12 protein-coding genes are annotated in these 13,393 nt (G+C 36.5%); 8 read left to right on the top strand and 4 right to left on the bottom strand.

Going from position 1 to position 13,393, the window contains the following annotated elements:
• Nucleotides 1–60 precede the first annotated feature (60 nt).
• Nucleotides 61–981, top strand: coding sequence for a CAP domain-containing protein (locus MKY07_RS10570; RefSeq protein ID WP_339262019.1), 921 nt, complete (start codon nucleotides 61–63; stop codon nucleotides 979–981).
• A gap of 264 nt (nucleotides 982–1,245) precedes the next feature.
• Here the strand turns inward: MKY07_RS10570 and MKY07_RS10565 are convergent, their stop codons facing one another.
• Nucleotides 1,246–1,650 (bottom strand): multidrug DMT transporter permease, encoded by a 405-nt coding sequence (locus MKY07_RS10565; protein WP_339262017.1) that lies wholly within the window; start codon nucleotides 1,648–1,650, stop codon nucleotides 1,246–1,248.
• Nucleotides 1,651–2,166: 516 nt separating this feature from the next.
• On the opposite strand from MKY07_RS10565, the gene MKY07_RS10560 reads away from it, so the two are divergent.
• Nucleotides 2,167–2,616, top strand: a complete 450-nt coding sequence (locus MKY07_RS10560; protein ID WP_339262015.1) for a YtxH domain-containing protein — start codon at nucleotides 2,167–2,169, stop codon at nucleotides 2,614–2,616.
• Nucleotides 2,617–2,867: 251 nt separating this feature from the next.
• Here MKY07_RS10560 and MKY07_RS10555 read toward each other — a convergent pair whose 3' ends face one another.
• On the bottom strand, nucleotides 2,868–3,056 hold the full coding sequence (locus MKY07_RS10555) for a histidinol-phosphatase (protein WP_339262013.1): 189 nt from the start codon (nucleotides 3,054–3,056) through the stop codon (nucleotides 2,868–2,870).
• A 552-nt stretch (nucleotides 3,057–3,608) separates the two neighbouring features.
• Between MKY07_RS10555 and MKY07_RS10550 the strand changes: the two genes are divergently transcribed.
• Nucleotides 3,609–3,860: a hypothetical protein gene (locus MKY07_RS10550; protein WP_339262011.1), complete on the top strand. Its 252-nt coding sequence runs from the start codon at nucleotides 3,609–3,611 to the stop codon at nucleotides 3,858–3,860.
• 242 nt (nucleotides 3,861–4,102) lie between these two features.
• Here MKY07_RS10550 and MKY07_RS10545 read toward each other — a convergent pair whose 3' ends face one another.
• Entirely contained in the window at nucleotides 4,103–6,568 is a 2,466-nt protein-coding gene (locus MKY07_RS10545; RefSeq protein WP_339262009.1) for a heavy metal translocating P-type ATPase, read from the bottom strand.
• A gap of 12 nt (nucleotides 6,569–6,580) precedes the next feature.
• Complete coding sequence (locus MKY07_RS10540) at nucleotides 6,581–6,901, bottom strand: metalloregulator ArsR/SmtB family transcription factor (protein WP_339262007.1); 321 nt, start codon at nucleotides 6,899–6,901, stop codon at nucleotides 6,581–6,583.
• Nucleotides 6,902–7,347: 446 nt separating this feature from the next.
• Here MKY07_RS10540 and MKY07_RS10535 point away from each other — a divergent pair, with 446 nt between their 5' ends.
• The 5 genes from MKY07_RS10535 to bioA all read left to right on the top strand — a co-directional run bounded on the left by MKY07_RS10535 (nucleotide 7,348) and on the right by bioA (nucleotide 13,390).
• Nucleotides 7,348–7,587, top strand: a complete 240-nt coding sequence (locus MKY07_RS10535; protein WP_008403930.1) for a hypothetical protein — start codon at nucleotides 7,348–7,350, stop codon at nucleotides 7,585–7,587.
• Nucleotides 7,588–8,095: 508 nt separating this feature from the next.
• Nucleotides 8,096–8,479, top strand: coding sequence for a YkvA family protein (locus MKY07_RS10530; RefSeq protein WP_339262005.1), 384 nt, complete (start codon nucleotides 8,096–8,098; stop codon nucleotides 8,477–8,479).
• Nucleotides 8,480–8,856: 377 nt separating this feature from the next.
• On the top strand, nucleotides 8,857–10,785 hold the full coding sequence (locus tag MKY07_RS10525; RefSeq protein ID WP_339262003.1) for an MASE3 domain-containing protein: 1,929 nt from the start codon (nucleotides 8,857–8,859) through the stop codon (nucleotides 10,783–10,785).
• A 552-nt stretch (nucleotides 10,786–11,337) separates the two neighbouring features.
• Complete coding sequence (gene bioD, locus MKY07_RS10520) at nucleotides 11,338–12,042, top strand: dethiobiotin synthase (RefSeq protein WP_339264641.1); 705 nt, start codon at nucleotides 11,338–11,340, stop codon at nucleotides 12,040–12,042.
• Nucleotides 12,023–13,390 (top strand): adenosylmethionine--8-amino-7-oxononanoate transaminase, encoded by a 1,368-nt coding sequence (gene bioA, locus MKY07_RS10515; RefSeq protein WP_339262001.1) that lies wholly within the window; start codon nucleotides 12,023–12,025, stop codon nucleotides 13,388–13,390. The genes bioD and bioA overlap by 20 nt, the downstream gene beginning before the upstream one ends.
• Nucleotides 13,391–13,393 lie beyond the last annotated feature (3 nt).

Here is a 13,393-nt window from a genome sequence, read left to right as displayed (position 1 = left end):
ATGGGCCCTTTATTACAACTTTTGTACTGTAACATTGGTGTCGTAGAGGAGGAATACAAAATGAATAAAAAATGGTTAGCAACATCATTATGTGCAGCGACATTATTTGCAACATCTATTACTACAGCAGATGCAGCAAGTTTAAATATAGAGGTGAAGAGTGTTTCAAATCCTCAAAATGCCCAGGTTATTAAAGGGGATAACATTCAAGGTTTTGGTTTAAAAATAATCGATCCAATCGCCTTATCAAATGGAGAGTTCGATTTAAATAAATTTAAAAGTTTAATTAACAAAACTATTAATAACTCTAAAGATAATAAAGTAGTTGAAGAAGGCAAAGTAGTGCATAAAGAAAAGGCTACAACTGATAAAGAAAACACTAATACTAATAAAGAAACACAAAAAGAATCTACTAATAAAAAAGTAGAAAAAGAGGTTAAGGCACCTCAAACACCTGCAAAAGAGGTTAAGGCACCTCAAACACCGGCAAAAGAAAAAGCTACTCCGGTTACAAATAACAATAATACAAAAGCACCTTCAAGCTCGAAAAACCAACAAGTAGAGGCACCTGTAAAAACACCTTCTAACAATGTTAGTCAATCGGTTTCTGAATTCGAGAAACAAGTAGTAGATTTAACAAATGCAGAACGTGCAAAAGAAGGACTAAAACCGCTTGAAATGCATTCTCCTTTAATGGAAGTAGCTCAGGCAAAATCAGAAGATATGGCGAAAAATAATTATTTTTCACATACTAGCCCAACTTACGGAAGCCCATTTGATCAAATTAAATCTGCAGGAATTTCATACCGTTCTGCAGGAGAAAATATTGCACAAGGTCAAAGAACACCACAACAAGTGGTACAAGCCTGGATGGAATCACCAGGACACCGTCAAAACATCATGAATGCAAATTACACGCATATTGGTGTAGGTTTTGTTGAAAATGGTTACTATTGGACACAACAATTTATTCAACTTTAAACATAAATCACTTTTATTTAGGCTACTTGGCGACCAAATTATTTTGGCGTTGAGTAGTCTAACTTCGTATTAAGGATACCACCAACCGACTTATTACTTCATATAGTTTATTTTTACATAATGAAATTCTCTCGATTTAGATTTGATTGACAATAAAAATTAATACATAACAAATGAGATTTTTTAAATCAGCACAAAAAATAATTTTGTGTACCAAAAGTATAAATATGCGATGTATTATAGATACCTGTAATACCCGTTTTATTATGTGTTAGACAGACTTTTTGATTGATTGCTTAAAGGATTAGAGCGCATAACTAATGTAAACCAGACAGCAAACCCCAGATAAACTAATGTCAAAATAGCGAATATGAAATGAAACTGCACAGCCAACTGCCGGATTAGGGCAAAAAAGACAACGACGCAATGCATCAGATTTCCCAATATGATAGGTTTGTTATAGATGCCCCCGATCAGGGCAGAACGTGTAAACCAATTTAACATTGCAAACCCTAAATATAGTCCTCCGATAATTTGCAGCAGAATTAGAGTAATAGGTAAAGGGTCAATCCCTAATATATTTGAAATTTCTTCTGGAATAAAGGTTCCTGCCAACCCCAATAAACCCATCAATACAGCGCTACTACTCAAAAGCCATTTCGTTTTCATTTTATTTCTCCTTTTCATGAATTTTCTAACCAGCAACCAGTGAATTTTAACAAGGAAAAAGTTACTTCAAACCGATAAAAACCGTGAGTCCAGTGCAAAGTAATTTAACAGGCTATCATTAAATGGCATACAAGAAAGATCAAATTGCCTCCGTTTAGATAATCGATGAAAGTTATAGACATTTTGGCTGTAACATCAAATATTCATTTAAAAGAGTTTTTTTATCCATAAAAGTGTTTCTCCTCAAAACAGTATTTTATTATATTCGACAAACCTCACTTTTACCTTTATGTAAAGGCTAGCATCAACAAATTTTATCGACACCCTATTGGGCTTATGGGTTGCCGCTTTTTATTCTGAGAAAGAAAGTTGGTAAAAGAAAAAGGATCTTCTAAATTGTTAATGCTTGTTCGAATAGCTAAAAAAGAATTAGCTTAAATAGTTTGAATGAAAAAAATATCGGGCAACTAAGGTATAAGTTAACAAATCAAATTCAAACAAAAAGGAGTATTCATTATGACACAAACTTCGTATAATAATTTATCGACAACAACTGAAAATGATAATAATGGTAAGCTTTTAAGAGGGATGATAATAGGGGCAGTTATTGGTGGTGCGCTTTCAATGCTTGACTCAAATACAAGAAATAAAGTAACTGAGACAACCAAAAATATGAAAGATACGACAATGGATATGTACAGCCAGGTTAAAAACAATCCTACAGAAGTAAAGGATGACTTGCAGGAGCGACTGAAATCGGCTTCTTCCGTCTTAAAAGAAGTAATAAGTGACGCTCAAAAACTTTACGAAAAAGTAAACGAGAACATTATTCTTCCAGTTACTCTGGTAAAGGACGAGTCAAGTGAAATTCTTTCCCATGCCAAAGAAGCTACAACTGATTTAAAAGACATCGGCGGGAAAGTCAAAGAAGCCGGCGAAGAAGTGAAGGGAAGCAGTAATGGGTAAAGTCAAGGTCCTTATGTTTAAGATATTTTCATATCAAAGGCAATAGTATTTAATTACTATCAGTAATCTGGACAGTAATAATAGTACACTTTTTCAGGCCAAATCATTACATTGAGAGATTTAACTAAATGATTTGAATAAATAGTAGCCCTTTACCAGTAAACTTCTGGTAAAGGGCTACTTTGTTAATGCATCAAGTTAGTTGTATGAATTGTTATAATCAGCCCTAAAGGGTGACTGTAAATATATTGTTATTTATTGTTGTTTTTGTTTTTGTTTTTGTTATTGTTTTTGTTTTTCTCGTTGTTATTTCGGTTAATTTGATTTTGATCATTTAAATTGTCGAAGTTAAAATCTTCACCGAATTCAAATTCATTATTATTGTTCTTATTGATATTGTTATTTCGCTGACGTTTAATATTAAGGTTATTATTTTCCACAGCTGCTCACCTCCTTAACAAAAGTTAGAATGGCTTAAACAGCTATGAAAAATACTCAATATTCAGTTGAAAGTTTTTCCTTCAGCCAGATTCCTTCAGTCATAAAAATTCAAAGGTTAAACTCATTATTACAAGTTAAATCCAGTTTAATGAGCTATTTTAATTTTGTATCAAGTATACAAACAAGTGTTCTTGTATAGAATAGATAGTGATAAAACTTTATGACGATATTGAACGAAAATCACTTACAAATAGGTGAAGAATAACGATTGGGGGAAATTAAGTTGAGAAAGAAACTGAGTAAAGCGATGCAACTTAACCATATCAAAGAAATTATTTATATAAACAAAAACGACTTGGCGGTAAAGAACAATTTTATTTTTCCACCTAAACGAACAATATATCCAGTTGTCAGTAAAGCGAGTGTACTAAATGCATAAAGAATTCATGAAGCTTAGCGATGATATTCACCGGTACATTGTATTAGAATTATTTTTAAAAACACTGGAGCGGGATAGAGAATGCATATCTGAACTAAAAATGAGGGACGTAGTGGAAGAATGGTATGATTCCAAAATCGATGAAACGTTTCATGAATTTAAAAAGTTAAGGGATTTTTTATATAAGCAAGGGTGTAAAATTGAAAAGCAAAAATCTGATGACTTTATGACCTACTATTTTATATTGTTTAGGGGATACGATGAAATAAGAAGCTATGGGAACATTGCTTTACGAAACTGGGTGAGCGAGGAGATGAAACGTATATTAGGAATGAAGTATCTAACACCAGCAGATAAAAAATAATAATTTTCAAGCTAAGATTTAGGTTTGAGCGGGAATATACGGATATTTAAAATGTAATACAAATTTTAGGGATATAAAAAAATTTCCCAATAATTTATGTCAAATATTGCCCACTCGAAAATATTACAAATCTTGTTGTAAATAGATGGCCATATAAAAACTGCACCTCCAATTTAACAATTAAAAGCGACACTTTAATGTAAAAAGAGATGCCTCTTATTTAGAAGCACCTCTTTTCTGCTTTATCCTTTAAATTTAAGTAATCTGATTGAATTTAATATTACAATTAAAGCAGCGCCAGTATCACTTAATACAGCCATCCAGAGTGTAAGATATCCAGGGAAGATTAATGCTAGAGCTGCGACTTTAATGATGATAGAGAACCAAATATTTTGTTTAATAATCCTTAACGCTTTTTTACTTAACTTCATTGTATGTGGTAGTTTTTCAAGATTATCAGCCATTAAAATAATATCAGCCGTCTCCATAGCAGTATCCGTTCCGGCACCGCCCATTGCAATACCTAAATCGGCTGTTGCGAGTGCAGGAGCATCATTTATTCCGTCACCAACCATTGCTACTTTATGACCTTCATTTTGTAATTGCCTAACCGCATTTACTTTATCCTCGGGTAATAATTCTGCAAAATATCGGTTAATATTCGATTCGGATGCAATCAATTTTGCTGTTCCTTCATTATCTCCTGTCAACATGACTGTTTGCTTAACGCCGCTTTGTTTTAGTGCGTTTAAGGTAGTTGCAGATGTTTCTCGGATTGTATCAGAAACTGCAATAATCCCCATGATCCTTTGTTGGGTTCCGATGATTACAACAGATTTACCTTTACTTTGGATTTCTTGAACATGAACAAACACATTTTCTAAGGAAACCTGGAGATCTTCGAATAGTTTTAGATTTCCAGCGTAATAGGTTTCTTCTTGAATCGTCGCTTGAACACCTTTCCCTACAATACCCTTAAATGAATCACCATTTTTCGATATGATTCCTTTGTCATTCGCATGATTTACGATTGATTTTGCAATAGGGTGTGTTGAATATTCTTCTAGCGTGAGTGCAATTGAAAGTAATTCCTCTTCTGAATCGTTGAAGGTTTTTATTTCAGTTACTTTCGGTTTCCCTTCAGTCAATGTACCAGTTTTGTCGAATGCAATGGCAGTGATTCCACCTGCTTTTTCAAGGAACGTTCCGCCTTTAATCAAAACACCATTCTTCGCCGCGTTTCCAATTGCTGATACGATGGCAACGGGAGTAGAAATAACTAAAGCACAAGGACAAGCAACAACAAGTAGTTCTAAACCTTTATAAAACCATTCCCCCCAAGCGCCAAGACCCAGTAGTGGTGTAAGTACAATCATGACTAATGCCACAATGAATACAATCGGTGTATAGATACTTGCAAATTTATCAACAAAGGCTTCTGTTGGTGCCTTTTTCTCTTGTGCCTCTTCGACTAATTGAATAATTTTTGATATCGTCGTATCTTCAGCTAACTTCGTTACCTTAATATCAAGGGAACCGTGTTCGTTAATCGTTCCCGCATAGACAGCATCACCAATCGTTTTATCAACTGGAATTGATTCTCCTGTAATGGGGGCTTGATTAATACTAGATTCTCCAAGAATGATTTCACCATCGAGCGAGATTTTTTCGCCTGGTTTTACAACTATAATATCACCAACGCTAACTTCTTCGACCGATACTTTCGAGATTTTAGTTCCTTCTTTAATCCATGCTTCTGCAGGAGCTAAATCCATCAAATTTCGAATTGAATTTCGCGTACGTTCAATTGAGCGGTTTTGCAGATAGTTCCCTATAGCAAATAACCAAACAACGGTTGCACCTTCAAACCATTCGCCGATAATAGCAGCACCAATAGCTGCAGCAGACATGAGTACATTCATATCCAATGAGCGGCTTTTAATTGCATAGAAAGCGCTTCTAACAGGTTTAGCGCCACTAATCACCATTGCAATAGCATACAGAATGGTCGATAGTAAAGGAGGTAATCCAGTAAATGATCCGATAAATCCAAATCCCAATAATACACCAGACAAAACTACGTAAGTATTGTCGTTAAATTTTTTACTTTCTTGTTCTACGGGGTGCTGTTGGTTATTTCCTAATAATGATGCTTGATAACCAATTTTCGAAACCTCTGAAATAATCTCCTGTACACTATTCGAATGTTCAATTTTCATTTTTCCTGTAGAGAAATTGACGTTTACACTTTTAACCGATGGAAGGGTATTAATATGATTTTCGATACTCTTTGCACAACTACTACAATCCATCCCAACAATTTTAAATGTTTTTATATTATCTTTTTGGTTCAAAGATTCTGCGGAAAAGCCTAGTTTTTTAATTTCTTTTTCTATTGGAAGTAATGCTTCGGCAGTAGTTGCGGAAACCTGCATTTTCCCCGTGCTAAAATTAACCTTAACTTCATCTATATCCTTAAGTTTACTCAAGCCCTTTTCAATAGTTGCGGCACATGCGCCACAATCCATTCCATAAACACGATATGACATTATTTCTAAAGATAATAAAGATGCTAAATCAGACTTATTTGACTGTTGTTCAAGTGCGCTCGAACAACTCTTATTAGCTTGTTCAGTCGGTGCTTTACTACAACAACTAGCTTCTACTGTTTTTGAACTATTGTTTGAACAACAGCTTTCTTTAGCCAATGTAAACTCCTCCTAATCTATCTGACGATTACAACATGAGATATCATTTTCAACATCTTCAAGAACAGCATCAAACATGCTTAATAAATCACTTATCTGTTGATTTCGTAAGCTGTAGTAAATGTATTTTCCTTCGTTTCGGCCCACAATAATTCCACAGTCTTTTAAACAAGCGAGGTGTTGTGAGATATTTGACTGATTTCCATTAATTTCTTCTACAATTTGTGAAACTGTTTTTTCTTTAACCTTTATACTTTCAAGAATTTGAATCCTCGTCTTGTTGGAAAATCCATGAATCAATTTAACTTTCATGTCAACATCTATAATTTCCAAAAAATCCCTCCTAAATATTAGTGGAAACGAATACGTTTTAATACCAACATATTAGCTTTTTCTAATATATGTGTCAATTTTTTTCAAACCAATTTTCGACGATATAAAAAAGCAATTAGGGATGGGAAATTCGGAGGAAAATAAAGGAATGAAGAAAATAGAAATGAAAATGTTTAGTAATAAAAATTAAGATCAAAAGTTAATTTTACAGATGCAATTTGGTGTTGGTTACCCCTTGATCATGTTTTTTCTAATAAGGATTCTAATATTTTTTAAAGCTATATTTTAACGGAATTCTGGATATACTAGGGAAGCTGCAGTAGTTGTTTAATTTTTAAATTACAAATTTAAGCTGCTTCAAAATCAGATGATTGGCAAATGAAACCTCCTAGATTTTTTACATAAATAATGAACCTTCACACATTCTATATAGAGGAGGTGTGAATATGGGGAAGAAAGTTTCGAAGGCGAATCATGGAAAGACAGGAGTCGAACTAATAAGTGAAGCATTTGGCATGTCCAAAAACGATAGCGAAGCATTATTAGCACAGGCATCGGAAGTTCAAACTACGGATATTCCTTTTGGGAAAGAAGATGTATATGCAAGGGATAGTACTACAACTACTTTGAACAACTTACATGAAGATAATACATCCGCCATTTTAGATCGAAATGGGCCGAGGTAATTATTGTAAGTGAATCAATTGTGACTTAAGGCAATTCTCCCTTTAGAGTAAGTATATAACTATACACTTCCTTAACTAAGAGCTGGTGCTTTTAGTTTAAGGAAGTTATTATTTTAAAATCTATCGAACTAATTCATATAATGAAATAATGGGGTACCGACTCCGCACACCACATTAAAAGCAGGCATACTCAGCATGTCTGCTTTTTGTGATGCATGAAATCCATTTGAGCTCGAGCCGCTTAAAATATATTCAAACTGCTAAAAAGGAATTACTTCGATTTTCCACAAAACCAACTAATAGAAGCTAATCGTTATTTCACAATTGGGCGCAATTCGTTACCGCACCTCAAGAGTAGTTTTTTACTCTAACTTTTGGGGTGCGTACCATTTTTAATTAGGAATTGTGCCTTATTCAGTAATCGGGCCATATTGTGGAGGGAAATACTTAAAGGAACAGGAGGTTTGTTATAATAAAAATAAAATTCTAGTTGATAGTAGGAGATAAAATGTATAAAAAAATAAAAGTGTGGGCGAAAAATTTAAAACGACAGATATTTGTGCTTTACTTTGCTTACAAAGATAAAAGAGTACCTTTGTCTGCTAAAATTTTTACGGCTTGTATTGTAGCATACGCGTTTAGTCCAATAGATTTAATACCTGATTTTATACCAATACTTGGCTATTTAGATGATATTATTGTTGTTCCATTAGGAGTTATGATTGCATTAAAAATGATACCAAAAGGTGTAATATCTGACTGTGAAGCAAAGGCAGAGGAAATGATGAGAATGGGTAAGCCGAAGAATTGGATAGTCGGCTCGCTAATATTAATACTTTGGGTTGTAATCTTGATAATGGCTTTTATGAAAATTTATGATCTTTTCAATTAAAAAAGGAATGACTTTAAAATCTACCTTCAACAATCTGGCATTTTTCTTAAATAAGAAAAGTGCTTTATTCAATTATAGGGTCATATCTGGAAGGATCGAATTACCGCCGGTAGAATTCATTCCAAAGGAGAAGCGGGCTGATGTCTCGTTTACAGCGTGTTATGCCTTGCAGAAAGGAGAACGATATATCTATGAAAATATATCCATTTTCTTCTTTTTCCATATTATTTTCCCTGCAAAGCGTAGTATAATAGATTAATTAATGCGAACAAACGTTCAATAATTGCGGTATGCACGAATTCGTTTAGGCAATGCCGGTCTAGATTATACAAAGAAAATTATAATGAATCGCTTTCCCAAAAAAATGGAGGACAACTATGATTGCCTTTTTTCAAAGTTTGACACTGTCTACAAGATTACTTGTGCTAATTTCTGTCTTCTTTTTTACCGCTCTGAATCTGCAGGTCGATTTTTTTACGACGCTCTATGAGCCAATTCGCGCCAACCATGTAGCGATTCACAGCATTCTTGAGGTGGCTAGCATTTTTGTGGCGCTCGCCATTGCGCTTCATGGCTGGATTTCCTTTAGGGAAACGATGTCGGCAAACTGGCTGATGTTTTCGGCGATGTTTGTGGCGGTGGCGGTGCTGGATGCACTGCATACGGTCACTTTTGAAGGGATGCCGTATTTTATAATTGACAGCAATTCGTTGGTGGCTGCTTGGTTCTGGATTGCTGCACGCTTGACTGAGAGCATCATTTTCTTGGTAGTCGTACTTTTTCCATTAAAAAGCAGAGTGAAGCTATTTGTTCGAAATTACGTTTATCTGCTTGCATTATTGTATGCAGCGTCTGTGGCCTTCTTCATTTTTAAATATTATGCGGACCTGCCGCTTCTTATCGGGGAAAGGGGTCCAACGTCATTGAAGAACGGCTTTGAATATGTAACGATGATTATTCATACTGCGGTGCTGATTAAAGTGATGTCGAGCAAATTTGACATGAATTTCAGGGACTTTTCCTTTGCTTCGTTTTACTTGATCCTGTCTTCATGGCTTTTTACTTCCTACGAGGCTATAACGGAATATCGGAATATGGCTGGGCATGTTTTTAAAGTACTGGGTTATTACTATTTGCTAAAGCATATATATCACCGTAAAATTGAAAAACCTTATACAGATCTGCATAATTTGAGTGCAAGGCATAAACTTTTACTGAATTCGGTGGCTGAGGGAATCTATGGAATCGACAAGGAAGGCAAGGTGACATTCATCAACGACTCTGCTATAAAGATGCTTGGCTACAGGCAGGAGGAAATTGTGGGCTTGGATTTGCATGATCTCATTCACTGTACCTCCGACGGCCACTGCTTATCAAAAACGGCTTGCCTCGCATGGCAAACGTCCTATGACGGAAAGTCGCGCATCTCAAAGGACCAATTTTTCCAGCATAGGGATGGACATGTGTTCCCTATATCGATGAAAACAGAGCCGATGCTTGAAAATGGAGAGCAGAGGGGGACGGTCATCACTTTTTACGATCTTTCTTGGGAATTGGCTTTTGATGAATTGCAGCGGGAGAAAAAGGAAATAGATCTGGAGCTGCAACTGGCCGTTAAACTCCAGGAATCGCTCAGTATGCAGCAACGTAAATGGAAGCTGCTCGAAGATGTTGGTGCGGTGAGCGTTCCTTATCGTGCACTGAATGGCGATTTTTACAGCATCGTGCCTCAGGGCGATTTGCTGATGCTGGCTATTGCCGATATTTCAGGTAAAGGTGTTCCGGCAGCTATACAAAAATCGATGATGGTCTATGCGCTGGAGGATTTCAATAGCCGCTATGAGGAGCCGCATGATGTGCTGACCAGTATGAACAGCTTTGTACATGACTATACGAGCGACTATTCCTTTGTCACATTGACGATGGCGAACTACAATAAGTCATCCCGGCTTTTTTCCTATTCGACCGGTGGGCATGAGCCGATTATATGGTACAAGGCTGGCATCGATGAATTTATTAACTTGCACACGAGAAACCCTGCGCTTGGCATTATGGCGGACAGCATCTACACGACACACAGTGTGGAGCTTGAGCCAAATGACCTCATTATCCTTTATACAGACGGGGTGACCGAGTGCAAGGAAGGCGATGCATCCGATGGGATCGACTTGCTGCATAGAGCAGTAATGAAAGCCGACCTTTCGCTGCCAGGGGAATTGCTCGCCAAGCAAGTGTTAGAGAGGGTAAACGAACTGAGGCCATCGGATATTCATGATGACCAAACCATTCTTATATTGAAGGCTTGACCAGGTGCTGTTGCGTACCTGGTTTTTTTCTTTATTGGAATAATAGTGCAACGTAAAAGCGGATAAGGCTTGATTCATCGGTGGAGGAATGGTCACGATATTTGAAGAATCGGAGCTGACCAATAAAGAATAATGGATCAAGGGATATTTTAGAGGGAGTTAGCAACTATTAAATCAATTCTATATTGTGATTGAGAACATTCAGAAAGTACAAAAGAGTATTGATAAATTGGGCTGGGATAAAATTCAAATAGATGAATAGGATAGTGAAATACAATAAAGAGGTAAGTCCGAATTTATAATTCGGGCTTACCTCTTTATTGTTAATAATATTATAGACTGAAGTTTTTGCATTAATAATATGAAGTTACCCCGCTACTATCTCATTCGAATGAGTGTTGTAATCCAGAAAAGTTTATAGAATCTCAAAATCTAGTGGATCCGTATAGAAACCTCTCATTTATGTTGAATTTTCAAAATTTATTTACAAAGATAGATTTTATGTGTTAACCTAATTTTATATTTGGTTAACGTAAAAAGGAGGTATTAATGCTGCTTAATTTTTGGATTGTCGGTACAGATACCGATGTAGGAAAGACATGTATAACCACTTTATTGATGCGGCAATTACAGGAACAAGGACTTCGAGTCACGCCCTACAAGCCTGTGCAAACGGGAGAAATAAGCGATCAGGAGGAAGCCTATTATTTCGACACCACAATGTACGAAAAGTATTCTCTGCAGAAACTTACACGAGCAGATTTAAATGATTACTCATTTAAAGAGCCTGCATCACCACATTTCGCTGCAATGCTGGAGGGGCAGAAAATTGATACGAAACGGTTATTGCACCACATAAAAAAACTGCAGCAAAAATATGATGCTGTTATTTGTGAAGGGGCAGGTGGGATTTACGTTCCCCTGGATATCGATAGGCAGATAACCTTACTCGACGTGATCTCTCAAAGCCAATTGCCTGTTGTTATCGTCACACGTACAAAGCTAGGAACAATAAATCACACATTGTTGACAATGGGGGCATTAGCTTCACGGGGAATAGAAGTACTTGGTATCGTTTTTAACGGAGATACCGGAAGCGAATTAGAGAAGAATAATATGGAGAAAATTCTTCAGCATTGCCTATTACCTTATGCGGTTGTTCCACAACTTAACGATATAGAGCAAGTTGTCCGTTATTCACTCAAAAAAACATCATTATTCGAAAGGCTATATCAACATGACAAGACAGATCTCTGAATTACAGGCTAAAGATTTACAGCATGTTTGGCATCCTTGCTCACAAATGAAGGATTATGAGCAGTTCCCACCTATAGTGATCAAAAGAGGGGAAGGTGTTTGGCTGTACGATGAACGGGATAACCGGTATTTAGATGCCGTATCTTCCTGGTGGGTGAATTTATTTGGTCATGCTAATCCACGTATTAGCAAAGCATTAAGTGAGCAGGCATTTACATTGGAGCATACTATATTTGCAAATTTCACGCATGAGCCAGCTGTTAAATTAGCAGAAAAATTGGTTGAGTTAACACCAGTGAACTTAAATAAAGTTTTTTTTGCAGATAATGGTTCCTCTGCTATTGAAGTCGCCTTGAAAATGAGCTTTCAATATCATATGCAAAGCGGTAAAAAGTCTAAAACGAGATTCCTGGCCTTAACAGATGCTTATCATGGTGAGACATTAGGAGCGTTATCTGTTGGAGGCGTAGATCTTTATAACGAGGTATATCAGCCGTTATTACTCGATACTGTCCGTGCGCAAGGACCTGACTGTTTCCGTTGTCCGTTTAACGATCGGCCGGAAAGCTGCCAGGTACAATGTATCCGTTATGTGGAAGAACAATTAGTCAATCATCATAACGAGATTGCAGCTGTTATTATTGAGCCGCTTATTCAGGCAGCGGCTGGAATGAAAATGTATCCGCCCGGTTACTTAAAGTGTCTTCGCGAATTATGTACAGTGTACGATGTGCATTTAATCGCAGATGAGATAGCGGTTGGCTTTGGTCGTACTGGAACATTATTTGCATGTGAACAAGCGGATATTTCCCCTGACTTTATGTGCTTATCTAAGGGCTTAACAGGAGGGTATTTACCTCTTTCAGCTGTTTTGACGACAGATAAAGTATACGAGGCTTTTTACGATGATTATGGAACGATGAAGGCCTTTTTACATTCTCATAGCTATACCGGAAACACACTAGCTTGTCGTGTAGCGCTGGAAGTATTGGCGATTTTCGAAGAGGAAAACTATCTTGCTATTATTCGCTCTAAGGGGGAGAGAATGAGGAAACTTGCTTTAGAGGCATTTTCTGCGTTTCATTCTGTTGGTGAATATCGCCAGACCGGATTAGTAGGGGCAATCGAGCTTGTAAAGAATCGAGATACTAAGGAGCCATTACCAGGTGAAGAGAGGATAGGTTACCAAATATATAAAAGAGCCTTAACAAAAGGCCTGCTTATTCGCCCACTTGGGAATATCCTGTATTTTATGCCGCCGTACATTATATCAGACGAAGAAATGGAATTCATGATAACAACTACAAAAGAAACAATTGAACAATTTTTTAAGGAATGGGAGGGATAAGTG

The organism is Solibacillus sp. FSL W7-1472, assembly GCF_037969775.1.
Classification (GTDB): domain Bacteria; phylum Bacillota; class Bacilli; order Bacillales_A; family Planococcaceae; genus Solibacillus; species Solibacillus silvestris.
Note: the sequence above shows the minus strand (reverse complement) of the source record. Positions and strands in the feature narration are given on the sequence as shown.

Excerpts from the sequence above, each read along its gene's own strand:
- MKY07_RS10525 (WP_339262003.1), top strand. The coding sequence starts at position 8,857 with ATGATTGCCTTTTTTCAAAGTTTGACACTGTCTACAAGATTACTTGTG.
- bioA (WP_339262001.1), top strand. The coding sequence starts at position 12,023 with ATGACAAGACAGATCTCTGAATTACAGGCTAAAGATTTACAGCATGTT.
- MKY07_RS10530 (WP_339262005.1), top strand. The coding sequence starts at position 8,096 with ATGTATAAAAAAATAAAAGTGTGGGCGAAAAATTTAAAACGACAGATA.
- MKY07_RS10535 (WP_008403930.1), top strand. The coding sequence starts at position 7,348 with ATGGGGAAGAAAGTTTCGAAGGCGAATCATGGAAAGACAGGAGTCGAA.
- MKY07_RS10560 (WP_339262015.1), top strand. The coding sequence starts at position 2,167 with ATGACACAAACTTCGTATAATAATTTATCGACAACAACTGAAAATGAT.
- MKY07_RS10565 (WP_339262017.1), bottom strand. The coding sequence starts at position 1,650 with ATGAAAACGAAATGGCTTTTGAGTAGTAGCGCTGTATTGATGGGTTTA.
- MKY07_RS10570 (WP_339262019.1), top strand. The coding sequence starts at position 61 with ATGAATAAAAAATGGTTAGCAACATCATTATGTGCAGCGACATTATTT.